The organism is Shouchella clausii (genome assembly GCF_002250115.1).
GTDB classification, from domain to species: Bacteria; Bacillota; Bacilli; order Bacillales; family Bacillaceae_D; genus Shouchella; species Shouchella clausii.
This window is the reverse complement of sequence record NZ_CP019985.1, coordinates 956,574-980,134: the sequence shown is the minus strand read 5'-3', so window position 1 is coordinate 980,134 and position 23,561 is coordinate 956,574. Positions and strand designations below refer to the sequence as shown.

Sequence of the window (23,561 nt, the reverse complement as noted above, 5' to 3'; positions counted from 1 at the left end):
AAGCTATGGTTAAATGGACGTACATTCCGGCTAAGGAGGAAACGTGCTTCCATGAAACAGGTGGAATTAATCAATGTAACAAAGTCATATGACAGAGAGACAAATGTCCTAAATGAAATTGATCTTGAAATTGAGCAAGGGGAGTTTTTTGTTTTAGTTGGCCCTTCTGGTTGTGGCAAGAGCACATTGCTCAGAATGATAGCGGGCCTAGAAGAAATGACGGGAGGAATCTTAAAAATAAATGGCAGGGAAGCAAATAGGCTTGCCCCGAAAGACCGCAACCTATCGATGGTTTTCCAAAATTATGCGTTATACCCCCACTTATCCGTAGAACAAAATATTCTATTTGGCTTACATGCAAAAAAAGTAAATAAAGAGGAAAGCAAACGGCGTTTGCAAGAGGCAGCTGAGATGATGGGACTTACGACGCTGTTAAAGCGAAAGCCGAGGGAACTTTCAGGCGGTCAACGGCAACGGGTAGCGCTAGCGCGCGCTGTTGTCAGTGAAGCTCCATTGTGCTTGATGGATGAGCCGCTCTCAAATCTAGACGCAAAACTAAGGGCCCATATGCGCATTGAAATCCGAAGATTGCAGCGAAAGCTCGGACTAACGATGATTTATGTAACCCATGACCAGATTGAAGCGATGACAATGGGCGATCGTATTATGGTGCTAAACGATGGGCATATCCAGCAAGTAGGCAAACCAATTGATTTGTATAACACACCAGCGAATTTATTTGTTGCTACGTTTATTGGTTCTCCTAAGATGAACATAGGCAAAGCCCGTTTTGTCTCTGAGAATGGGCAGCTGCTCGTAGAAGAGACGATTGCCTTGCCAGTCAAACAGCGATTAGACAGCAATCTATTAGGACAGCGATTGACGATTGGCATTCGCTCTGAGCACATCCGCTTTGAGAAAGAAAAGCCGACCGTAACATTGCTTGTTGCTAGTGTGGAACAGCTAGGGAATGAGACCGTCGTTGTATTCGAAGTCGGCAAGGAATTATGGACAGCTAAATGGAGTGGGCAATGGGCAATCACAGCCGGCGACCTCGTACCAGTCGCGATTGATATGGCCCATATCAGTTTCTTTGACTCGGAAACAGGCAAGCTTTTGAAACCGGCAGCCACCAATGTCCAACAAGAGGTTGTCGCCTTATGACGGAACCGTATGTCTATGTACCTGAACAGACAAGCACCGCGAAAAAAGGAAAACGCAGTACTAGGCATTTTGCCAAAGGCATGCTGTTTTTATTTCCTTCTTTGTTTTTGTTTACTGTGTTTCTGTTTTACCCAATGATACGGACGTTGTATTTAAGTTTCTTTCTGACAGATAACCGCGGAATGGCAACGGTCTTTGTCGGTTTCGAGAATTTCATGCGTATTTTTACATCAGATCTTTTTTTAAAATCACTCACATCGACCTTTTTATTTGTGCTTTACACGGTGCCAGGAACGATTCTCATCAGTTTGTTTTTGGCTATTATCGCCAATGAGCGGCTAAGGGGAATCGGTATATTTCGGATGGTGTTTTCTTCGACGATGGGCATATCAGTAGCGGCAGCATCTGTATTTTGGCTGTTTTTGTTCCATCCTAGCATCGGTTTTTTGAACCAGCTGCTTGGCTGGCTGAACGTCGGCTCAATCGGATGGCTAACAGATCCGAAATGGGCGTTATTTTCTGTTTCTGTCTCAACGATTTGGATGAATATAGGCTTTACATTCCTCATTTTGTTAGGCGGTTTGCAGTCCATTGACCGCTACTTGTATGAAAGTGCCGATATTGACGGCGCCAGCTATTTTTACAAATTAAGGCGGATTACCATTCCAATGTTATCGCCGACGCTGTTTTTTGTTGTCACTGTCACCATGATTAATGCGTTCCAGACATTTGGGCAAATTGACATGCTCACTAGAGGTGGACCGCAAAATGAAACGAACTTGATCGTTTATTCCATTTATCGGGAAGCTTTTGTCAATTACCAATATGGAACCGCCAGTGCGCAAGCAGTTGTGTTGTTTGCGATCATCTTGCTTATGACGATCGTGCAATTTAAGCTTGGCGAAAAGAAGGTGCATTACCAATGACGTTGACATGGCGTAAAAAGCTTCTTTTTTATTTGCTTCTCACCGTTTCTGCTTTTGTGCTATTTGCACCAGCGATTTTAGCATTTTTGATGAGTTTTATGACAAGCGCAGACACACTGACAGGTAAAGTGATCCCATCGGTGTGGACGTTCGACAATTATATTCAAGCGTTTCAACGGTTTCCGCTGTTGAATTACTTGTTGAACAGTTTGATTGTTTCGCTCGTCATTATGGTCGGCCAACTAATTCTATCAAGCTTAGCTGCTTATGCGTTTGTGTTCTTAACGTTTAAAGGCCGGGATATGCTGTTCTTTTTATTTGTGGCGACGATGATGATTCCGTTTGAAGCGTCGATCATTCCGAATTTCCAGACGATCCGTGAATTAGGGCTTGTCAATACGTATCCTGGTTTGACATTGCCGTTTTTTGCGATGGCATTTGGGACATTTTTGCTGCGGCAGACGTTTAAGCAAATTCCCGTTGAGCTAAAAGAGGCGAGTGAAATTTTAGGAATGGGCGACTTTAAGTTTTATTTAACGGTTGTCTTGCCGATGGCACGTACAAGCCTTGTCACACTTGGCATTTATGGCTTTCTGACTTCTTGGAATATGTATTTGTGGCCGCTTCTTGCCACTACTGATGACACCGTCCGGACTGTGCAAATTGGCTTAAAGCAATTGCAATCGCAAGAAACGTTAAACCAGTGGGGCGTTGTCATGGCAGGGGCAGTCATTGTGATTCTCCCGACGCTAATCTTGCTGTTTCTCGGCCAGAAGAAATTGCAGCAAGGCCTAGCTGAAGGAGCGCTTAAATAAATGAAAAAGGAGTGTTTTTTTATGAAAAAGGGAATCGGTCTACTTAGCAGCGCCGCGGCGCTTGTCATGTTAGCCGCATGTGGCAGTTCAGGGGGAGCAAGCGGAGGAGATAGCGACAAAACCGTTGTCACTTTTTGGCACTCAATGGGAGGACAGGCACAGGTTGCCCTTGATCAAATCGTCTCTTCTTATAACGAGTCACAGGATGAAGTCCACGTAAATGCCGAGTTCCAAGGCACGTACGAGGAATCGTTGCCAAAATTCCATAGCGTTGGTGGGACGGAGGAAGCGCCAACCATTATCCAAGTGCAGGAGATCGGCACAATGTCGATGATTAACAGCGGCAATATTGTACCGATTCAACAGTTCATTGATGAAGAAGGATATGACATGAGCGGTTTAGAAGAAAATATTATCAATTACTATCATATTGATGGCCAATTTTATTCGATGCCATTTAATTCTTCAACTCCTGTCATGTATTACAACAAGGATGCGTTTGAAGCGGCTGGGTTAGACCCTGAAAGTCCGCCAGAAACATTTGAAGGCATCGAAGAAGCAAGCAAAAAAATCGTCGAGGCCAATGAAGGCATGAAAGGTTTTGCTTTACAAGCATATGGATGGCTATTCGAAGAGTTGTTGGCCAACCAAGGCGGGCATTTGTTAAACAATGAAAACGGGCGTGACGATGTCGCCACTGAAGTGGCATTCGACAATGACAAAGGCCGCTCGATTTTTGAGTGGGTTGAGCGGATGATTGAAGAAGACACGTTTATGAATTACGGCACTAACTCAGACAACATGGTTGCTGGCTTTTTGGCAGGCGAAGTCGCCATGTTTATGCAATCGTCGGCCACATCTAGAGATGTCATTGACAATGCCCCGTTTGAAGTAGGCGTTGCCTTTATTCCCCACTCCGAAGAAGTAGAGCGTGAGGGTGTAGTCATTGGCGGAGCGAGCTTATGGATGTCAAGCGGCAAAGAGGAAGCCGAGCAAGAGGCGGCCTGGGACTTTATGAAATATTTGGCGACGCCAGAAGTGCAAGCTGAATGGCATGTCGGAACCGGTTATTTTGCCATCAATCCTGACGCTTATAACGAACAAGTGGTACAGGAGGCATATGAAGACATGCCTCAGCTGCAAACAGCCGTGCAGCAACTCCAATCGACGAAAAAGTCTGTTGCCACACAAGGAGCGCTTATGGATATGATTCCAGAAGAACGAAAAATCATAGAGACGGCACTTGAAAATGTATTTAATGGCACAGACACGCAAACAGCGTTTGATGAAGCGGTCAAACAAGTGAATGCGGCGATTGAGCAAGCGAATAAAGCACGCGGCGATTCATAAAATCAAACAAGGGAAGCTTATCCGTTCGTTGGGGAAAGGAATAATAAGAATGAAAAAAACAAACATTTATGGCCATCGCGGCGCAATGGGTACACATCCAGAAAACACGCTGCTAAGTTTTCAAGCAGCCTTTGAACAAGGCGCAGACGGAGTGGAATTTGATATTCAGGTGACGAAAGATGGGGAGCTTGTCGTCATCCATGATGACACGGTAGATCGGACGACCGATGGCACAGGCTACGTGCACGATTATTCGTTGCGTGAGCTTAAGGCTTTAAGCGCAGGCTGCCGTTTCAATCACCTTTCTGAATATGAACCGAGTTGGGATCAGGAACGGATTCCGACTTTACAAGAAGTGCTTTGCTTTCTTGCGCCGTTCGGTACCGAAGCCAATATTGAGCTGAAGCCACATTTAGCGAAACACCAAGGAATTGAGCGCCGTGTCCTCGAAACCGTCCAGGCCTGGGGAAGTCAAACGAAAATCATTTATTCTTCTTTTCACTTGCCGATGCTTCTAAGGCTCAAACAGCTCAACAACACAGCTAATATCGCGTGGTTGCTTAACATCAATTTGCCGTTGGCAGCTGATTACATGAGCTGCTTTCAATTCGAGTCGCTCCATGTCGACAAAAAGATTCTTTTAACCGAAGGAAATGCCTTTGAGCAGGAAGGATTGCTTTCCGTTATCCGCGCCTGGACAGCTAACCAAGACCAAGAAATACAGCAGTTGCTTGCAAAAGGGGTAGGCACGATCATGACAGACTATCCTAGCCGTGCCATTGCCTTACGTGATGGAATGATATGAGAAAAACGCCCGTTCTATTCCCCTCTTCCCTCGCTCTGACGGAGCTTGTAGGAAGAAGCTAGGACGGGCTTAATGTTTTTGCGTTTTTGCTGTTAAATAAGCAATAAAGGACAGTAGCGCAAGAATAGCCCAATAGAAGCTACTTAAGCGATTGGTTTCGAACCATTCGTAGAGGCTGCCGCCAGTAATGTTGCCAAGGGCGCCGCCAACAGCCATAGCCAGATTAGAAAAGCCGAGAAAAATGCCAAGCGTTTGTGAAGAAGCTTGGCTGACTATATAGGAGTGAAAGGTGGGCTGCATCAGTGTAACCGATAAGGCAATGCCTATCAATGAAACTGTAAGCGTAACGACATGTTCAAAGGCAAGCAGCGGCAAAAACGTTGTTCCAAGTATTAGATAACCTGCTTGGAGCGATTGGCGAGCGGTGAAACGGTACGTCCAAGCTGTTACTTTCATTTGTGTTGTGATGACAATCACGGTGACAAGTGTAAAGATCCAGCCTGAGCTGCCGCTGATTTTTGTCGCAACGACGGGATAGGTTAAAAATAATTGCTGGTGAATAAAATGATAAGGGATCATCAGCCCAATCATCATTAAAAGCGGCTGATTGGCGACAATTCGTTTTAATCCAGATAAGAACGAAATGTCGCTATTTGCTGTTTCTTGTTGGATCGGCAATCCTAATAATGTACAACCAATTAGAATAAACAAAAGCCCGGAAAGCAAGCTAAGGAGCGGAAATTGTTGCGCTGAAAACAACACGCCAAATAAAGGGCCAAGAATTGTACCAGCATTGCCCGTAATATTCACGTAAGAGAACAACTTTTTATGATGCGCTTTCGGTTGTTTGTAAATCAATAAAGATTTCAGTGCTGGGCTGAACAAAGCTCCTCCAAGACCGCCAATTACCGCCATAAACAACAGCAAAGCAGGGGACTGGGCGAATCCAATCCCAGCGAATCCGACGCCTCTGCAGACAAAGCCAATAAACATCATTGTTTTATAGCCAAATTTATCGCCTAAATAACCACCGAACATCATAAACCCTTGCTGGCCTGTTAAACGAAGCGCCAGCAGCAAACCGGCAAAGCTAAGGGAGTAGCCAAGTTCGCCAGTAACGTATAACGAAATATAAGGAACAAACATAAAAAAGCTGAACGTCAAAAAGAATTCCGTTCCGATCAAAAGTGTGGCCCGCCACCCGTATGTTCGCCAAATTTTCCATGTGCGGTCAGATTCCATCCATCAGTTCCTTCTTTCTTTGCCAAAGCTATGGTCGTTAAAGAAAGCATACCAACTGTTTCGCTTATCAGCAATAAACGGGATTGGCCACAATCTGTATCGGAAACAACTAGCCCCGCCGCACCCAGGCGAGGCTTAGACTATAGCAAAACGCTCGCATCCTTCGTTGCTCACCTCATTCATATGCTCATGAACCCACGTTCTATTCGCATCTTCACTCGGTTTCGCGCCTCGGCTGACAAGCGTTTTCTATTAGTCTAGGTCATTTAATCGACTTCTTGGTACCGCTCATAGGCGGCTTGCTGGATCGACATATATTCTTCCAAGCCCATCGCTTCAACTTGGGCGACATAATCTTCCCATTCGCTTAGTGGTTTTCTGCCAGTGATGAAAGCGTCTTCTGTTTCGTTGATGAATGTTTCAAGGTCGGCGCCGACAGAATCACGGAATTGTTGCTCTTCTCTTGTGTAGTTAAAAGCATTCCAAATTTCTTCAGGGGCATTTGCGGCGGCTTTTTCACCATTTTCAATTGAATTTGGCAGCGACTCTGAGCCTTTAAAATAGTGTTCTTGCACATAGCCAGGATAGCTGCCGCCAAGCCAAGTAATGTACGATGCCAATGCTTGGTCTTGCGTCAAACCATCAGGGTTGTCAGTAATGTCTTCCGTATATTCAAGGGAGCCGTCTTCCTGTTTCGTGTACGTTTCTCCTTCTTTGCCCATGAAATAAAACGTAGCGCCTTCCTCGCCAAAGAAGTAATCCATCCACCGCACGGTCGCTTCAGGGTGCTCATTTTTGTCCGTAATCGCGAATGCGCCGACATGGACAAGAGGTGGTTTGACATGGCTGTATAACTTATCACCGTGTGGGCCTTCTAACGCTTCACCGCCAGAATAATGATCTTGATTCATTAATGTTTCTGGGTTGCTCGTTATAACAGCGCCAATTCGTCCTTCAGCTCCTTTCGCCAGCAGTTGAGCACTATCATGTGTGTAAACTTCAGGATCGATCAGCTCTTCCGTATATAGTTTATTCAAGTATTCGAGAAACTCTTTGTATTTCGGGTCGGTACGGAAAAAGCGCAGTTCCCCCTCATTTTCTGGGTCGACGTCAATAAATTTATGGCCAACACCCCGGTTGCCAAATCCCCAAGCCCCTTGAAGCTGTCCGCGAATTTCTGTCATATTTGTGCCTGAAAATGGAATTATTTCTCCTTCAGCTAATTCTGGCGTGTTTTTTACTGCCGTTAAATAGTCATAAAACTCGTCCGTCGTCGTTGGCCGTTCCATCCCTAGTTCGTCAAGCCACTCGTCGTTTATCCATAGCGGCACACCAATCAGCATTGGCAAAAAATCGGGGTCGTAATAGGACGGGAACGAGTAAATGTGTCCGTCTGGCATCGTTAGTCCTTTGCGTAAATCGGGATGTTTGTCTAACGCTGCTTTAAAGTTAGGCGCATATTCTTCGATTAAGTCATCTAGCGGGATTAAAATGCCTTGCTCGCCATACGTCGCCAAATCACTCGCGGTCAGCCTGGCAGAATAAAAGGCATCAGGATAGTTGCCGCTTGCGAATAGCAAGTTTCGTTTTTCCGCTAATCCATCGAAAGCGGAAAGCTCAAAATTAATTTTCATGTCTGTCATTTCTTCATACGTTTTCCATACGTATGTTTCTTCAAAGTTGTTGGAGTTTGGTTCTGATTTGCCAGTAAAAAACGTCAATTCAATCGGCTCTTTCACAATCGGAAACCCTGATTCATTAACAATGTCTTTGTTTTCGCTTACTGTCGCTGTATCTTCGCCAGCGTCCGCACATGCTGTTGTGGCTACTCCTAATGCGGCCACGGCAATCAACAAACAATGCTTTTTCGTCATAACGATATGTCCCCCAATCAATTAAGTTCGCTCATATACGCAGAAAAACCCTAATTAACGCCATGGTTTGGCGCTAATTAGGGTTTTCTCCAGAAAGACTCCACCCGTATATGAACTGTTGTTACGCCATATTATCTGCTAAACATAGGCGAATGTCAATTAAAAAATTGTAAATAATAAGCAAATTAAATGATTGGACATTGACAAAGGAAGCGCATTCAATTATTTTAAAAGGACAACTCGTAAGTGCCTGTTTAATAGCGGGCCTCTAAATCTTAATGACAGATTCACTCTGTCTTAACATTCCTTTTTTATACTAAAAGGGAAAGGTACAAACTGAATATGTGGGTGGAGACGATGAGAAAACCCTTGTAAATGCTGGTCCTAAGCTACGTGTACCAGTGTTTATTAGGGTTTTTTGTTGTGGAAAAAAGGAGGATGGGCATGGACAAATACAGCCATTATTTCTTTGATTTAGACGGGACATTGCTCCATGGGGGCATGTTGTTGCCAGGGGCAAAAGAGCTAGTCGATGCTTTATGCGCCAACGGCAAGCATGTTTATTTTTTAACGAACCATCCTGTTCGCTCTAGGAAAGTACTAAGTGCTGATTTGCAAAAGTTAGGGCTGGAGATTACGTATAACCAGTTGCTTACCCCCGTTATGGGCTTAATCGAATACGTGCACTCGAATGGCTTGGCAAGCAGGAAACTCTATGTGGCCGGTTCGAACATGATTAGAGAAGAGCTCTCTGAACTAGGTTTGCATATAGGTGACCGTGAAAAGGGCAACGGGCCGGAGCAAATAGCTGTAGTGCTTGGCATGTCGCCTGATTTGACGTACCGCCAATTGCAAGAAGCACTTTGGCTCATTCAAAACGGGGCGAGTCTTATTTTGCTCAATGAAGATTTACTTTGCCCGAATCCAAAAGGGTTTTTAATTGATACGGGCTCTTTGGCCCGATTGCTAGACCATCCAAGGTTTGGCCACCAGACAGTATCAGTCGGCAAGCCATCTTATTGGATGCAAAAAGCGCTGTTGCGCGTAATGGAAGGAAAGATAGACAATGCGGTAATCATAGGGGACTCGCTGTTAAGTGACATTGGGATCGGCAATGCATTAGGAATGGATACCATTTTAGTCTATTCAGGCGTTACAACAAAAGACCAGCTATTCGGTACGGCTCATCACCCAACTAGTGTCTATGCATCTGTTCAAGAGATCTATCAAACAATAAAGGGGTAAAGCCGTATGTTTACGCAACCGTTTATTCATGCACTGACAGACAGCCAACAAGAAAACAGGTGCCGCAATTCAAATGTGGACACGATTTTTTTACTTACTGGAAAGATGCATTTGCTGCCTGACCAAGTTTATTGTTTCCAGAAACAGAACAAAAAAGTGTTTGTCCATGTCGATTTGATTTCTGGAATAGAAAGCCACACGCCTGATGGCATGCGTTACATCGCCGAAGTGATCGCACCTGACGGCATCATTAGCACAAGGAGCCAATCGATTATACAGGCGAAAAAATGTGGGTTAAAGACGATTCAGCGTGTATTTTTAATTGACACACAAGCAATGGAAAAGGCGGTACAAACGGTTAACAAAATCAAGCCTGACGCAGTGGAAGCGATGCCTGGGTTAATGCCAAGGGTTATAAAGGAATTAGTTGAAATGACTACCGTGCCAATTGTAGCCGGCGGATTGTTTAAAACAAAGCAAGAAATGGAAAGCGCGCTTCATGCAGGCGCAGTAGCTGTGTCAGCTAGCATTATTTAGGGGGTACGATTGTGGAAAATCGCATTGAACAGGCAAAAAAGCCGCTGAAAGCGCCGCCGAAAAGAAGGTGGAACGGGGTCAAACGCAACTGGGATCTTTATTTGCTTATCCTTCCAGTTGTAATCTATTTTTTGATCTTTAAGTATTACCCTATGTATGGCGTGCAAATTGCCTTTAAAGATTTTATCGCCGCCGAAGGAATTTGGGGCAGTCCGTGGGTCGGATGGGAACATTTTATTCGTTTTTTTGAAAGTTTTTATTTTGAACGCTTGATCGGAAATACGATTGGCTTAAGCCTCTATAACTTAGTGATTGGCTTTCCAATTCCGATTATTCTTGCCTTGCTCATTAATGAAATTCGTTATAAAAAAGCAAAGGGTTTTGTCCAGACAGTCACGTATGCGCCCCATTTCTTGTCGACTGTCGTTGTCGTAGGAATGCTGTTTTTACTGCTATCACCTAATGGCCTCGTTAACCAGATACTTGGCTTGTTAGGCATTTCGGAAATTGCCTTTATGACTTCGCCTGAATGGTTTAAAACGACATACGTGTTTTCCGATGTATGGCAGCAAATGGGTTGGAGCTCGATCATTTATTTAGCTGCTCTTGCCGGCATTGACCCACAGCTGCACGAAGCCGCTAAAATCGACGGCGCTAGCCGCTTAAGGCGAATTTGGCATGTCAACTTGCCAGGGATTCGCTCGACGATCATTATCTTGCTGATTTTGCAGACAGGGAGCATCGTGAGCGTTGGTTTTGAAAAAGTATTTTTAATGCAAAATCAGCTAAACATGGAAGCATCTGACGTGATCGCTACCCATATTTACCGAACGGGAATCGCTGGTGCCCAATACAGTTATTCGGCAGCGATCGGCCTATTTGAATCAGCGATTAACTTTTTTATTCTGATTTTTGTCAATTACACAGCAAAGAAAACAAGCCAGACGAGTTTGTGGTAGGGGAGGAATGTACATGAAACAAAGTACAGGCGATCGTTTTTTTGGTATAGCCGTTTACATGTGTGTGGCGCTTATTACATTAATCGTTTTGTATCCACTCGTTTATGTGCTCAGTGCTTCGTTTAGCGATCCAGCAGCCATTTTAAGAGGAGAATTGTGGTTGTTTCCAATCGATCCAACGATCGAGTCTTATAAAAGCGTGTTTCAAAATGAAGACGTCTGGATAGGGTTTCGCAATACTTTTCTCTATACGACTTTAGGAACGGCCTTCAATTTACTTTTGTCGATTATGGTCGCCTATCCGCTATCACGAAAAGACTTTTATGGCAGAAACGTGTTGACGATTTTCCTTGTTTTTACAATGTTCTTTAGCGGGGGAATGGTGCCGACCTATTTGCTCGTCCGTGATTTAGGAATGTTGAACACGATTTGGGCTGTGATCGTGCCTGGGGCAGTATCGGTGTACAATGTCGTTATTATCCGCACATTCTTCCAGAATATCCCTAATGAACTGCGGGAATCGGCAGAGTTGGATGGCTGTTCCAACATCCAATATTTAATCAAGATATTGTTGCCGTTGTCAAAGCCCGTAATTGCGGTCATGGTTTTGTTTTACGGCGTCGGCCAGTGGAATGCTTTTTTTGACGCATTGATTTATTTAACGGACAGAAATCTTTTTCCCCTTCAACTGTTCTTAAGGGAAATGCTGATCCAAGACCAACTGTCTGAAATGGTACAAGTTAGCGATTCGACATTAGACAACCACGCCTTAACAGTGGAAGGCTTAAAATATGCGGTTGTCGTCGTAGCCAGTTTGCCAATGTTGGTGTTGTATCCATTCTTGCAACGTTTTTTCGTAAAAGGTGTCATGATTGGTTCAATTAAAGGGTAATGAAAACGCGGTTAAAGGCCATAAACATGAAAAGACAAAGGGAGGAAATAAGATGGACGTACAAGCAATTGCCCATAGAGGCTATTCCGCAAAGTATCCCGAAAACACGCTTGCCGCTTATGAAGCAAGTATAAACCTTGGATTTTCCCATATTGAGGTTGATGTTCACTTAAGCCGTGATGAAGTGCCTGTCATTATGCATGATCAAACGGTCGATCGTACAACCAACGGCACTGGCCTTATCAACACCTATACATTAAAAGAGCTGCGCCGTTTAAAAACGAGCGGCAACGAACAGATTCCGACACTTGAGGAAGTGTTGGACTTGGCAAAAGGGCAGGTGAACATCGCAATCGAGTTAAAGCAAAACGAGAACATGTATCCTCGGTTAGAGGGGAAGGTCGCCGCATTAATAGAGGAAAAAAGAATGGCCAATGACGTTTATGTCAATTCATTTAATCATGAATCGATGGGGACGTTGAGGGAGATTGCCCCCGACTTGGAAATTGGCTTAATCAAAAGTGACGCAACGCCAGCCTTGTTTCCTTATATGGAACAAATACAGGCGTCTTCCATTGCAATGGAGCTTCGTTTCTATACAGAGGCCTTTGCCGATGAGTGTAAGGAGCGTGGCTATCAGCTCATTGTTTGGCCAGTTGACACAAAAGAAGCGTGTAAAAGAATGGCAAAAAGGCCAGACGTGCTATGTACGGTAAATGAATTGGAGCTGTTCAAAGAAAACTACCATGCCTAATTGTTATGCACATTTCTCGGAATAATAACGTAGGTGCGCAACTATGAGAAAAGCGCCATTCCTAAACGACAAAAAAGTGTAAAAGGAAAGCAAATATTTCCCAAAGGAAATAAGCCATTTTTGGCGAAATATACGAATGGAACCAATGCTTTGATGTTTTTGACAAAGGTGTGGAAATACCTGCTATCGAGCAATGCCGGAGTTGGTAGGGACATGTAGCGGACTTTGAGGGAAGCGCTAACCATTCGAAGGAGTGTGTAAAAGCATATGAAAGTAGGATTGAGTTCATACAGCCTGTTGCAAGCGTTAAAAGACGGACGCACCACGATAGTAGACGCCCTTCAGTGGGTAGCCGACAATGGCGGCGCCCATATGGAGCTCGTCCCTTATGGCTTTTCGGTTGTAGATGACTACGAACTGGCGACGAAGTTAAGAGACAAAGCAGCGGAAACAGGGATTGAGCTGTCAGCCTACTGTATGCCGGCCAATTTCATCCAGCCGACGGAACGAGCTTTTCAGGAAGAAGTTGAACGCATCCATAAACATGTCGATGTCGTCCAACATATGGGCATTAAGCTATTGCGCCACGACGTAACAGCGTTTTCCCTACCACCGGAACAGCGAACAGTTCATTATTTTGATGACCACTTTGAGGAGATGGTACGCGGGTGTCGGCTGATTGCCGATTATGCCAAACAATACGGAATGACAACGACGATTGAAAATCATGGTTTTAATGTCCAGTCAAGCGATCGTGTCCAGCGCCTGCTTCGTGCTGTAGACCGGGAAAACTTTAAAACGACGCTAGATATCGGCAACTTTCTTTGTGCAGACGAAGATCCGCTTGTTGGCATCCGTAAAAATTTGCCTCATGCAGCGACAGTCCATTTTAAAGATTTTTATGTGCGCCCATACTATGAGAATCCCGGGGAAGGGCCATGGTTTCGATCAGTAAACGGCAATTATTTGCGCGGTGCCATTGTCGGCCACGGTGAATTGCCGATTCGAGAAATTATCCGCCTACTAAAAGTCCATCATTATGATGGCTACATCGCTATTGAATTTGAAGGGATGGAAGATTGCTTTACCGGCTCGAGAATCGCTATGAATAACGTCAAGCGTTTGTGGAATGAGGTTGCACGAGATGGCTGGAAAGTAACGGCAGAGGAGGTGAGCACTGAATGCGTGTAGCGGTAATTGGTTTAGGGACAATCTCCGATATGCATATAAAATCGTACGCAGCCAATGCAAACGCGGAGCTGTATGGATTATGTGATGTCAATGAAGGGCGTGCCTATGAAAAGGCGGCGCTCTATGGCGTTGCAAATGTATTTACCGATGCAGGTGATGTCTTTGCTGATCCGAATGTCGATGCGGTCAGCATATGCACTTGGAATAAAACACATGCAGACTTGGCTGTGGCGGCGCTCCGAGCAGGAAAGCATGTTCTTGTAGAAAAGCCGCTGGCGCTGACTGTCGCCGAGGCCAAAAAAGTGCAAGCGGCAGCACAGGAGGCGAACACGATCTTGCAAGTCGGCTATGTTCGCCGTTTTGGGGCAAATGCCCAAGTGCTGAAGACGTTCATTGATAACGGAAAGCTTGGCGATATTTATTACGCAAAGGCTTCACTGTTGCGGCGCGTCGGCAATCCTGGCGGGTGGTTTTCCAACAAAGAGCTGTCTGGGGGTGGCCCGCTTATTGACTTAGGGGTCCACATCATTGACTGTTGCTGGTACTTAATGGGACGGCCAAACGTTGAACGAGTGACTGGCCATGTCTATGATAAACTCGGAAACCGCAGCAACATTGAGCACCTTTCGTTTTACAAAACGGCTGACTACGATGCAGCCACGAATACAGTTGAAGATTTAGCAAATGCCTTAATCACGTTTGAAAACGGCAGCTCGCTTATGGTGGACGTTTCTTACTCCCTTCATACTAAAAAAGACCACCTTTCCATACAGTTATTTGGAACGAAAGGCGGTGCTGAGCTAGAACCAGAGCTAATGCTTGTAGCAGAAGAACAAAATACGATTTTAAACATTGAGCCGCAATTGGATCATCCTACGTTCCATTTTGACAGTGCATTCCAAAAACAAGTTGATGCGTTTGTGGAAGCGTGCTTAACCGGCGCCCCTTCTCCTGCTCCTGCTGAAGACGGGCTAGAATTAATGAAAATGTTGGAAGGCATTTATTTGTCTTCTGAGCAGAAACGGGCGATTAGCTTGTAAAAGGCTGTCTTTGTTTAGGCTTCTGTTGGCGATTGAAAAAATCATAAGACATAAAGATTTTCCGAGCTACTAGAACGTGGGAAAACATATGTGGGTGAAAGGCAACATCATCCCTAAAATTCCCATCTATATTCATCTTTCCTATTTCGCATCATAATGTCTGAAAGGACCCCATTGGCAAATAGGAGATCGTGATGAAACTTAAACTATACTTTTTATCAGCTTGGAGTGTGCTTGATCCAATTTATTTTTATATTTCCCGGCTTCATTATCCAGAAAATGCGAAAACCAATACAACCATTTTTCGAATCAAGCAAATTCGCTATAAAGGGCCGAAAATCTGTTTGGCAGATGGACAGGAAATTTGCAAAAATGATGTGCTCATAAAAATTCACTTGCATAATGTTCGCTTAATTAGAGAACTGTTTGCCATTGATAACGATTTAAAAAAGGCAACAGTTTTAGTGCAAAAAGTAAAAGAGTCGATGCCTCCTCTCGCTTTTTACATAGAGAGGCAAGCCAATGCGGAGGACATCAAAGGGATTATTGGCGTAACGATGTTAAACAGGGGCTGTGAGCGGCTCGGGTTTGAATCACACCCTATTCGAAATCGCTTTTATAAGGGGGTAAAAAGGTTATCGCAACATCCGATTTTTTTGCTTTCCATGTCAAAGTTTCCTACTAAATCACGGAAAACGCCTTCCCCGATGTACGTGTTTTTGTCTAAACAACGGCTGTTGGAAAAGTATGGCCCAAAGCTAGTGCAGTCCTAAAGCATGACAAGACACTGCCATCACGATATAGCCATTTAACTCAGGAATTTTTACTTAGTTTTTAAATTTGCCATTAAAAAATACCTACTAATGATAAAAGGCCTGAGTATATGTGCCTTAATTGAGGGAACGAATTTTTTCTGGAACAAAAGATGTTGGCGAAATGGACTGTTTATGTCCCGAAAACATTAGCGATATGCGGAGAAAGAGCACGAATTGAGGTGTATAATAAGTCTGATTTCCTACATTTACAGGAACGTACGTTCTTTATTCGGGCGGTAAAAAGAAATATAGCCGGAAAAGTGCCTTTTGGCTTATATGGCAAAGCTTGATTGCAAGTTGATATAGAGAGAGAACAGGATCTTAGAACCAGTAATTTCCTTTAATTTACTATAATTAAAAAGTTTGAAAGGTATATTTTGGAATATAAGGCGCTTCATTCAAAATGATGCAGAGCAAAATGAGTGGTTTTAAGTGCTAGGCTATACGACTATGGACTCTGGACTATTGAAAGCCTTTTAATTTCAAGCTATGCTTCTTGGTGGAAAGAAGAAGTTATGACCTACTACTAAGAGGCTACTTTAATACGAGAGGAGTGATTGGAATGTCAACGTTATCTAGGGTGGAAACAGCCCGAACGGATAAACAAAAAAAGCGAGTTCAACGTATGGAAAGGACGAAAGCAGGTGTCCTGTCCTCTGTAGCGATTGGTATGGCAGGTTGCTCCCAAAGTTCGGCTATGGCTTCTGCTGATTTACCGGCAATAGGAACTGGTGTTGAACAAGTAGCCATTGCTGCCCAAGGGAATTTTTTAGAAGCTCCTGCCATTAGGCAATCGCCAATAGCGTATAAAATGCTGTTGGCCTCGCTAGTCGAGAAGCGAACCAGCAATACAGGTACATTTTTATATACACTTAAAGATGGTGACATAGAAACGAATGTTTATGGATTTAAAACAACCAGTGACCCTACATATGAAGAAAGTCTCGAAACCGATAATGAAACAGGCAGTCCCGAAGCAACATTTGAACATACCAAGTTGGACAAAGCGGAACCAGCGCAGAAGCAAACATATTCAAAAGAAACAACAACATTTGCTGGAGAGGATGATTCGAGTAGCCGCGGCACAGAAACGACAAATGATACGTTGAATGATGATTCTTTAAATAAATTGGAAGGCCTTGCAGCCAATAATGAGGCGGAAAAGGATGGTGGCAGCGTGGCAGAAACAGAATCAACATCACAAGATGAAACAGGAGAACGAGAGAATGAAAGCAGTGATCTAGATCAACAAGAAAGCCCGGTCAATCAGGAGATAATCCAATGGAACAATCACGGCCAAGTAGTCGACATTAACGGCAACCGCTTTGCGATCGAAACCGAATACGGCCCCAAATGGTTTGTCCTTAGCGAAGGTTTAGAGACAAGTTTTGAATCCGTGCGTACTGGCATGGTTTTAAGCATCTACTTTACAGAACAAAATGGCGAAAATGAAGTTTCAACCTTCTTTATTACATATACTCCTGATGAAGGGGAACGGGCCCAGTTTGTGGACGCAACCTTTTTAGGCTATACAGGGGAAAACAAGCAAAGCATCCTTGTTTACATCCCCCACCAAGAAGTCATTTACGACTTGTCGAAACAATTGCAAAAGCGCGATCTTGATAAGGAATTTGAGCACGGGGCAGCGATTACAATAGGCACCGTAATGCATGATGATGGTTCTGTAACGATCGAATCAATTGAGACAACTTTATAAGTGCCAATAAGTCTGACACCATTACCCTAAATAGAAAACGCTTGCGGGAAACGCGTTATCTACAGGCTGAACCTTGCGCTCAACGTGCAAGGTTTTTTCCACGTTCAAAAAGGAGGAGCGTCTCTGTTAATGAAGAATATAGAGCAAAGGGCGTCAAATGTTGTAGGGAGCGCTGGTATTAGTTAATCAAACGTTTAATGAATGACCGATAAGTCCGATGATAACAGATTGAAAAGTAAATGGAATGACATTAAAATGAAACCAAATCACCGAAGGGGAAGGAGAGGCATGGTTATGGATTTAAACGTCAAAGGCAAATCGGTACTTGTGTTTGCTTCAAGCAAAGGAATTGGTCGGGCGATTGCTGGCGAATTTGCGGCAGAAGGAGCGAGCGTTGTGCTTGCTAGCCGTGATATCGCCGCATTGGAGACAGTAGTGGGAGAAATACAGGCGCATACAGGAAATCCCCAAATTGCGTGTTGCCGCTGCGATATGACTAGGGCAGAAGATATTGAGGCAGCGCTGTCTTTTGCAAACGAAAAACACGGGGCTATCGATGTCTTAATTAACAATTCTGGAGGTCCGCCGGCTGGGGGAATCGACCAGTTTGAAGATAGCGACTGGCAAAATGCTTACGAATTAAACTTACTAAGCTACGTGCGCGCCATCCGTGGCGTGCTGCCGTACATGAGGGCGCAAGGCGGCGGCCATATATTGAATGTCACGTCTTCGTCGATAAAACAGTCACTTGACAATTTGCTGTTGTCAAATACGTTCCGCGCGGGGGTACTAGGCCTTGCCAAAAGCCTAGCGCAAGAGTTGGCTAAAGACAACATTCTCATTAATACGTTAGGTCCAGGACGCATTGCCACGGACCGGGTTGAAAGCCTCGACCGTTTAGCCGCAAAAGAAAAGCAAATGCCATACGAAGACGTAAAACAGGCTTCAGAAAAAAGCATCCCTCTTGGGCGTTACGGCAAACCAGAGGAGTTTGCCAAGCATGCCGTTTTTCTCTGCTCTGGAGCCAATACGTATGTGACTGGACAAGCGTTTCTCGTCGACGGCGGATTAGTGAAAGCCTTGTAATCTTTGGATTAGCTGAAAAGCACTGTATCATGAAGCCAAGAAGTAGACTACATGTACGTTGGAAGAGAGGGGGCCGTGTATGCGCTTGTTTCGTCCTGTTCAGGCGCCATTGTTGCAGCAAGAAAGCGATCATAGCTACCAATATGCTGAGTATGCGCCAAGCTTTGATTTATCCGCCTATGTTGCCTGTTATTGGACGAGCTCGTTTCAAGGAGGGAAAGCGCGACACCATCGTATTCTTCCAGATGGATGCGTCGATTTAATTGTTACGATCAGTGACAATAACGCGCAGGCATTTGTGGCCGGTTTTATGAATCGATTTGACGTTTTGCCGTTGACAGAGCCAACTTCTTCTTTCGGAATCCGCTTCTATTCGGATTCGGTCCATACATTACTGCGCCACCACCCTGCTGATTTTAGAGATGAAGGCATTGAACTAGAGCTAGTATGGGGAAATCCAGCCTTTGAAATTACCGAGACAATCGCACAAGCTCGCGATATGAAGGAAAGAATTGCAGTCGTTGAGGCGCTCTTACGAAGAAAACTAGATAAAGCGTATCGACCCGAACGCTTGTTTGAGCGCTGCATGGGTCATATTTTTGCAAACAAAGGTATGCTCTCTGTCCGTAAGCTTGCAGAAATGGAATATTACAGCGAGCGGACTGTGCGCCGTACGTTTGCCCATGAGCTCGGCGCTTCCCCGAAAGAAGTATTGGAAGTCGTCCAATTCCAGAGTTTGTTAGCAGGCTTGCAGCAAAACGTCCATGCACGTCTTGCTGATTTGGCTCTATTATACGGTTATGCCGACCATGCCCATTTGTCGAAGCAATTTAAGCGTTTTTACGGGTTGGCTCCGCAGACAGTAATGGCACAAATTGCGTGCCAAACAACAAATCGTTAAGTTGTCCGGTTTTTTCAAGCTCCGATTGGGATAATAGGCAATAATGGCCTTATAGCCTATTGAAAGGAGTATTTGTTATGACGATAAAATTAGATATGGTCGGAATTGTGGTTGCCAATATGAGAGAAGCACTTGATTTCTACCGGGTGCTTGGCTTTCAAATAGCGGAAACGCACAATGACGACATGCACGTTGAAATTGACCAGGAAGGCGTTCGCCTGGCGTTTGATAAGCTGGAAATGGCAAAGGGAATTTACGGCAGCTGGGAAGAGCCAACCGGGCACCGGGTTGAACTGGCCTTTCGTTGTGAAAGCAGGGAAGCGCTGGACCAGCTTTATGCGAAGATTGTCGACAAAGGCTATGTTGGCTATAAAGAGCCATGGGATGCCTTTTGGGGGCAACGTTATGCGATTGTCCAAGACCCAGATGGGAATTTAATTAGTTTGTTTGTATAAAAGACAACAGCGATTTAAACATGTCTTGTTTAAATCGCTGTTGTTGCTTATGTTTGAGCGTTTTCCCCACATTCCATCCTAGCGACAAAACAATCAAACATAATGCGCGCCGCCATAGCAGTAGTGATGTCCTGATGGTCATACAGGGGATTGACCTCTGCAATATCAAACGCATCAACGATGGGGTACAATGCATCTAAAATCGCGAAACTTTGAACAGGCGTCAGCCCGCCTGGTTCGTTGGCGCCGACTCCTGGTGCGTATGCCGGATCGAGAACATCCATATCATATGTTAAATAAACGAGATCGACGTTTTCCATTACGGCTTTAATCTGTTCGGCAATGGCCAGTGGATCAGACTGGTGAACTTCTTGTGCGGTAATTTGGTGGATGCCGATGTCTTTTAAATAGCTGGCGTACCAAGGGTAATTATAACTGCGTACCCCTACTTGGACAATGTCTTTAGCAGAAACATGTTCAAGCTCAATTGCTCTGCGCATTTGACTGCTTTGTGAAAACCTCCCTTGGACAGGGGATTCGTCAACGAGGTCAAGATGGGCATCAAACTGGATAATGCCTATCCGCTTTCCAAGGTTCTGGTCGTGCAGCGCTTTAATGAGCGGGTAGGAAATCGAGTGGTCGCCTCCTAGCACAAAGGGAAAGGCATTTTCAGCAAGCACTGCTTTCAGTTTTGCTTCTGCATGTGCAAACGTTTGGTCTGTGCTATAGGCGGCAATTTCGATATTGCCATAATCGGTTAACGCATTTTTCGGCAATGTGAACGTTTTTCGCTTTTCTACATTGTACACTTGGTTGTTTTCGATGCGATTGGCGAACCAGGCAAACGCTTCTCGTATTTTTTCGGGAGCAAACCGCGACCCGGGCCGTCCGAGGGAGGCCCCTCCATCCCAAGGGAAACCGACTATGCCAAAAGTAGAATATAGTTTCATGCTTGATGCACTCCTTTGTCTTCTAGATGTGTAACTTCTACTTTGTTTGGGACACTGCGGCGTGTGTAGCAAACATAAAGGACAGCTCCAACTGCGAGCCAGATGAAAAAGAGGACATACTCCGTCATGCCCATCGAAATCGGCGTTCCAGGAATCAGCATTGCGGCTAGCAAGATCGCTGAAAAAAGTGTAGCGGCAAAAGCCATGTAGATGCCGCCTGGCATTTTATATGGTTTTTGTAAATGTGGCTGTTTGAGGCGAATGGTGACAGCCGCAAATGCCATACAAAACCATGCAATGAGAAAAGCAATCCCTCCCATAATAACGAGTGGGAGTAGTGCGCCACTGCCAAATAAGGTTCCGACAATAGAAAAGGCCGCCATTGCCCACACCGTTGTGTGAGGCGTTTTATAACGAGTATGCTCTGCCGCAAATCCTTTAGGGATAAAACCGCGAGCCGCAAATGATTGAATCAGGCGGCTGCCGGCCAGTAAAAAGCCATTGAATGTCGTAATGACGCCAAGCAGCACGCCAAATACGACAATAAGCGGCAATAGCATTGAACCTGAACGGGCTTCCAGTGCATGGATAAGAGGAAGCGCCCCCATTTCCCCCATTTCAGATGCAGGCATTAAAAAGGCAGAAGCAAGGACAATAACCATATACAGCCCACCGCCTAAAAGGATTGTCCCGACGGTGACTTTGCCTAAGTTTTTGTAGTTAATGCTTGCTTCAGCTTCGTCGACTGTTTTTGAAACAGTATCAAAGCCATTCATAAAAAATAGAATCGAGGAGACCGCTAAAATGATGCCGCTTAACGCATGCCCATTTTCTGTCTGCAACAAAGGTGCTGCATTCTGAGGATCGCCTAGGAAAAAGCCGCCACCTAAAAAAGCAAGGAATGTGACGAGCATCATCGCTGTAGCAATCGTTTGAAAGCGTGCCGACAATTTCGCGCCGCGGTAGTTTAACCAAGATAGACCGAAGATCATCGCCAAACTGAGCAGAATGTGGGGCAAATAGACGACTTGTCCCATTAGCGTGTAAAGGGGATACGAGTTTAATAGCGGAAAAACGTAAGCGAACAAGAGCGGCACGGAAATCGCAACCCATGGCAAGATAATAAGGTAGCCTAAGATCAGAAACCAGCCACAAATAAATGCTGGCCATTTGCCAAGTGCAAAATGGGTATAGGCAAATTCGCCTCCGCTTAATTTTAGACTGGACGTGAGCTCTCCATAAACAAAGCCAATTGGAATGACAAGCAGTATTGTCGCTGCTAAGGCAATGATTGCGCCTAAGCTTCCTGCCGAGGCCATCCATTGGGGAACAGAGATTACCCAACCGATGCCGATCGTGCTGCCGAATGCCAGTCCAAAGAAGTCAGTAGTAGTCATTCCTTTTTTCTTCATCGTCTGTTGTGCTCCTGTTGCATAAGATTTTTGTATAAAAATTCATTAATTCTTATTATATTAAACGTTGTCCTTGCATTTATCAATAGTTTAATTGCTAAAAACGAATATATATTCATGGTGGCGTTTGAGTTCATATCCAGTAAAAGAAGGATTTACCTTTTTCTTTGTTGAATTTGGTTTAAAAAGGGCCAAGTCGAATCTTGAAGTCCATATATATACAATGACAGCACAGCTGTAGCGGCATGGTTGAACAAGTGCCCCTAGGCGTGCTGAGGAAAAAAGCCGATGCAAGATCAGTAGATAGTAGTCTATCAGAGACTAGACAAGCAAGACGACGAAAAAGGAGGACCAATGGTGGGGTTGCTTGAAAAAATGTTGCCGCTTACAGAGGAAGAAAAAGACATTCTTGAATATCGGCGTGTAATGAAAGCACGTTATACGTCAAAGCAACAATTTATTATTGAAGCCAATAAGTTTCTTGCCCCAGGGACAGAAATCATGATCCGCAAGCATACGCGTTTTATTGATTTTCCTCCACACAGGCATGACTACATTGAAATGAATTATGTCTATAACGGCAGTTTAAAGCAAACGATTGGCGATCGTGCAGTCGAATTGCAAAAAGGGGAGCTGGTTGTGTTGAACCAGCATATTGAACACCAGATAGAGGCATGCGGTACAGAAGATATTATCATTAATTTTATTATTCAGCCGTCTTTTTTTAATTATATTTTCTCTTTTTTAAATGTGGAAGGGCCCTTTTATTCATTCCTTATCGACAGCATTCATGGTGGCGAACCGTTTGGCCAGTTCCTCTATTTTAAATGTGCAAAAGAAGAGTCTGTGCAACAACTGCTGCGGAAAATGGTTGAGGAAATGATGGAGCCAGACGCTTACTCGCAAGCGTCTATTAAGTTGTATGTCGGCATGCTCATGATTGAGTTAGCAAAGAAAGCGAATACATTAGATGGCAGACCAAAGCCTTCTCTGCACAACCAATGGATTCGGCAAACGTTTGCTTATATCGACGAACAGTACAAACATGCTTCTCTATATGAGCTAGCTGAACGGCTGAACCAGCCCCATTACTTGCTCAGCAAAGTCATCAAAAAGCAGACTGGGAAAACGTTTAAAGCGCTGTTACAAGAAAGGAGATTGGACATAGCAAAGGAGTTGCTCGTTCAATCGGATGTGCCTGTATCGGTTATTGCGCAAGAAATTGGCTATGACAACTTCAGCTATTTTTATCAAATTTTTAAGAAGCATTTTCATACAACTCCGCTCGTTTATCGAAAAAAACATCGATCTTCGCCGCCTCAATGATGCGTTAGACTGTAGACAAGCGCTCGCATCTGTCGTCGTTTGTCTCGGTCACCTGCTCAAGAACCCTCTGTGCTAGTCCCATCTTTCCTTACCAGCACTCTCCAT

22 protein-coding genes are annotated in these 23,561 nt (G+C 44.5%); 18 read left to right on the top strand and 4 right to left on the bottom strand.

The annotated features are described in order from the left end of the window. The first annotated feature begins 51 nt into the window (after window positions 1-51). The 5 genes from BC8716_RS04645 to BC8716_RS04625 are packed head-to-tail and all read left to right on the top strand — an operon-like array spanning window position 52 to window position 5,060. Complete coding sequence (locus BC8716_RS04645) at window positions 52-1,164, top strand: ABC transporter ATP-binding protein (protein WP_094424154.1); 1,113 nt, start codon at window positions 52-54, stop codon at window positions 1,162-1,164. Further along, on the top strand, window positions 1,161-2,090 hold the full coding sequence (locus tag BC8716_RS04640) for a carbohydrate ABC transporter permease (protein ID WP_062748800.1): 930 nt from the start codon (window positions 1,161-1,163) through the stop codon (window positions 2,088-2,090). Before BC8716_RS04645 ends, BC8716_RS04640 begins: the two co-directional genes overlap by 4 nt. Continuing rightward, entirely contained in the window at window positions 2,087-2,905 is an 819-nt protein-coding gene (locus BC8716_RS04635; protein ID WP_062748798.1) for a carbohydrate ABC transporter permease, read from the top strand. Before BC8716_RS04640 ends, BC8716_RS04635 begins: the two co-directional genes overlap by 4 nt. A 21-nt stretch (window positions 2,906-2,926) precedes the next feature. Then, window positions 2,927-4,255, top strand: a complete 1,329-nt coding sequence (locus BC8716_RS04630) for an ABC transporter substrate-binding protein (RefSeq protein ID WP_094429165.1) — start codon at window positions 2,927-2,929, stop codon at window positions 4,253-4,255. 49 nt (window positions 4,256-4,304) lie between these two features. Beyond that, window positions 4,305-5,060: a glycerophosphodiester phosphodiesterase gene (locus BC8716_RS04625; protein ID WP_094424153.1), complete on the top strand. Its 756-nt coding sequence runs from the start codon at window positions 4,305-4,307 to the stop codon at window positions 5,058-5,060. A gap of 69 nt (window positions 5,061-5,129) precedes the next feature. On the opposite strand, the gene BC8716_RS04620 is transcribed toward BC8716_RS04625, so the two are convergent. Together BC8716_RS04620 and BC8716_RS04615 are read right to left on the bottom strand one after the other, a co-directional pair. Next, the gene (locus tag BC8716_RS04620; protein WP_094424152.1) at window positions 5,130-6,302 is read right to left on the bottom strand and encodes an MFS transporter; all 1,173 of its coding nucleotides are present in this window, start codon (window positions 6,300-6,302) and stop codon (window positions 5,130-5,132) included. Between the two features lie 266 nt (window positions 6,303-6,568). Continuing rightward, window positions 6,569-8,176, bottom strand: coding sequence for an extracellular solute-binding protein (locus BC8716_RS04615; protein WP_094424151.1), 1,608 nt, complete (start codon window positions 8,174-8,176; stop codon window positions 6,569-6,571). 444 nt (window positions 8,177-8,620) lie between these two features. Between BC8716_RS04615 and BC8716_RS04610 the strand changes: the two genes are divergently transcribed. The 12 genes from BC8716_RS04610 (at window position 8,621) to BC8716_RS04555 (ending at window position 19,768) form a co-directional block, all read left to right on the top strand. Continuing rightward, on the top strand, window positions 8,621-9,421 hold the full coding sequence (locus BC8716_RS04610; RefSeq protein WP_157730353.1) for an HAD-IIA family hydrolase: 801 nt from the start codon (window positions 8,621-8,623) through the stop codon (window positions 9,419-9,421). Window positions 9,422-9,427: 6 nt separating this feature from the next. Beyond that, a complete protein-coding gene (locus BC8716_RS04605; RefSeq protein WP_094424149.1) occupies window positions 9,428-9,958 on the top strand; it encodes a glycerol-3-phosphate responsive antiterminator in 531 nt (176 codons plus the stop codon). An 8-nt stretch (window positions 9,959-9,966) separates the two neighbouring features. After that, complete coding sequence (locus BC8716_RS04600) at window positions 9,967-10,917, top strand: ABC transporter permease (protein WP_406550691.1); 951 nt, start codon at window positions 9,967-9,969, stop codon at window positions 10,915-10,917. 13 nt (window positions 10,918-10,930) lie between these two features. Continuing rightward, on the top strand, window positions 10,931-11,809 hold the full coding sequence (locus BC8716_RS04595) for a carbohydrate ABC transporter permease (RefSeq protein WP_094424147.1): 879 nt from the start codon (window positions 10,931-10,933) through the stop codon (window positions 11,807-11,809). Between the two features lie 52 nt (window positions 11,810-11,861). After that, complete coding sequence (locus tag BC8716_RS04590; RefSeq protein WP_094424146.1) at window positions 11,862-12,563, top strand: glycerophosphodiester phosphodiesterase; 702 nt, start codon at window positions 11,862-11,864, stop codon at window positions 12,561-12,563. A gap of 267 nt (window positions 12,564-12,830) precedes the next feature. Continuing rightward, window positions 12,831-13,754: a sugar phosphate isomerase/epimerase family protein gene (locus BC8716_RS04585; RefSeq protein WP_094424145.1), complete on the top strand. Its 924-nt coding sequence runs from the start codon at window positions 12,831-12,833 to the stop codon at window positions 13,752-13,754. Beyond that, window positions 13,745-14,794, top strand: coding sequence for a Gfo/Idh/MocA family protein (locus BC8716_RS04580; protein ID WP_094424144.1), 1,050 nt, complete (start codon window positions 13,745-13,747; stop codon window positions 14,792-14,794). Before BC8716_RS04585 ends, BC8716_RS04580 begins: the two co-directional genes overlap by 10 nt. A gap of 194 nt (window positions 14,795-14,988) precedes the next feature. Continuing rightward, window positions 14,989-15,567, top strand: a complete 579-nt coding sequence (locus BC8716_RS04575) for a YkoP family protein (RefSeq protein ID WP_094424143.1) — start codon at window positions 14,989-14,991, stop codon at window positions 15,565-15,567. A 604-nt stretch (window positions 15,568-16,171) separates the two neighbouring features. Beyond that, entirely contained in the window at window positions 16,172-17,326 is a 1,155-nt protein-coding gene (locus BC8716_RS04570; protein ID WP_094424142.1) for a hypothetical protein, read from the top strand. A gap of 294 nt (window positions 17,327-17,620) precedes the next feature. Beyond that, on the top strand, window positions 17,621-18,412 hold the full coding sequence (locus tag BC8716_RS04565) for an SDR family oxidoreductase (protein WP_094424141.1): 792 nt from the start codon (window positions 17,621-17,623) through the stop codon (window positions 18,410-18,412). 79 nt (window positions 18,413-18,491) lie between these two features. Further along, window positions 18,492-19,313, top strand: coding sequence for an AraC family transcriptional regulator (locus tag BC8716_RS04560; RefSeq protein ID WP_094424140.1), 822 nt, complete (start codon window positions 18,492-18,494; stop codon window positions 19,311-19,313). Window positions 19,314-19,390: 77 nt separating this feature from the next. Then, window positions 19,391-19,768, top strand: coding sequence for a VOC family protein (locus tag BC8716_RS04555; protein WP_094424139.1), 378 nt, complete (start codon window positions 19,391-19,393; stop codon window positions 19,766-19,768). 47 nt (window positions 19,769-19,815) lie between these two features. On the opposite strand, the gene BC8716_RS04550 is transcribed toward BC8716_RS04555, so the two are convergent. Together BC8716_RS04550 and BC8716_RS04545 are read right to left on the bottom strand one after the other, a co-directional pair. Further along, window positions 19,816-20,718, bottom strand: coding sequence for an agmatinase family protein (locus BC8716_RS04550; protein WP_094424138.1), 903 nt, complete (start codon window positions 20,716-20,718; stop codon window positions 19,816-19,818). Beyond that, window positions 20,715-22,130 carry an APC family permease gene (locus BC8716_RS04545; protein ID WP_094424137.1) on the bottom strand — a complete coding sequence of 472 codons (1,416 nt, stop codon included), beginning with the start codon at window positions 22,128-22,130 and terminating at the stop codon, window positions 20,715-20,717. Before BC8716_RS04545 ends, BC8716_RS04550 begins: the two co-directional genes overlap by 4 nt. Window positions 22,131-22,484: 354 nt before the next feature. On the opposite strand from BC8716_RS04545, the gene BC8716_RS04540 reads away from it, so the two are divergent. Next, window positions 22,485-23,456 carry an AraC family transcriptional regulator gene (locus BC8716_RS04540; protein WP_094424136.1) on the top strand — a complete coding sequence of 324 codons (972 nt, stop codon included), beginning with the start codon at window positions 22,485-22,487 and terminating at the stop codon, window positions 23,454-23,456. Window positions 23,457-23,561: the final 105 nt, after the last annotated feature.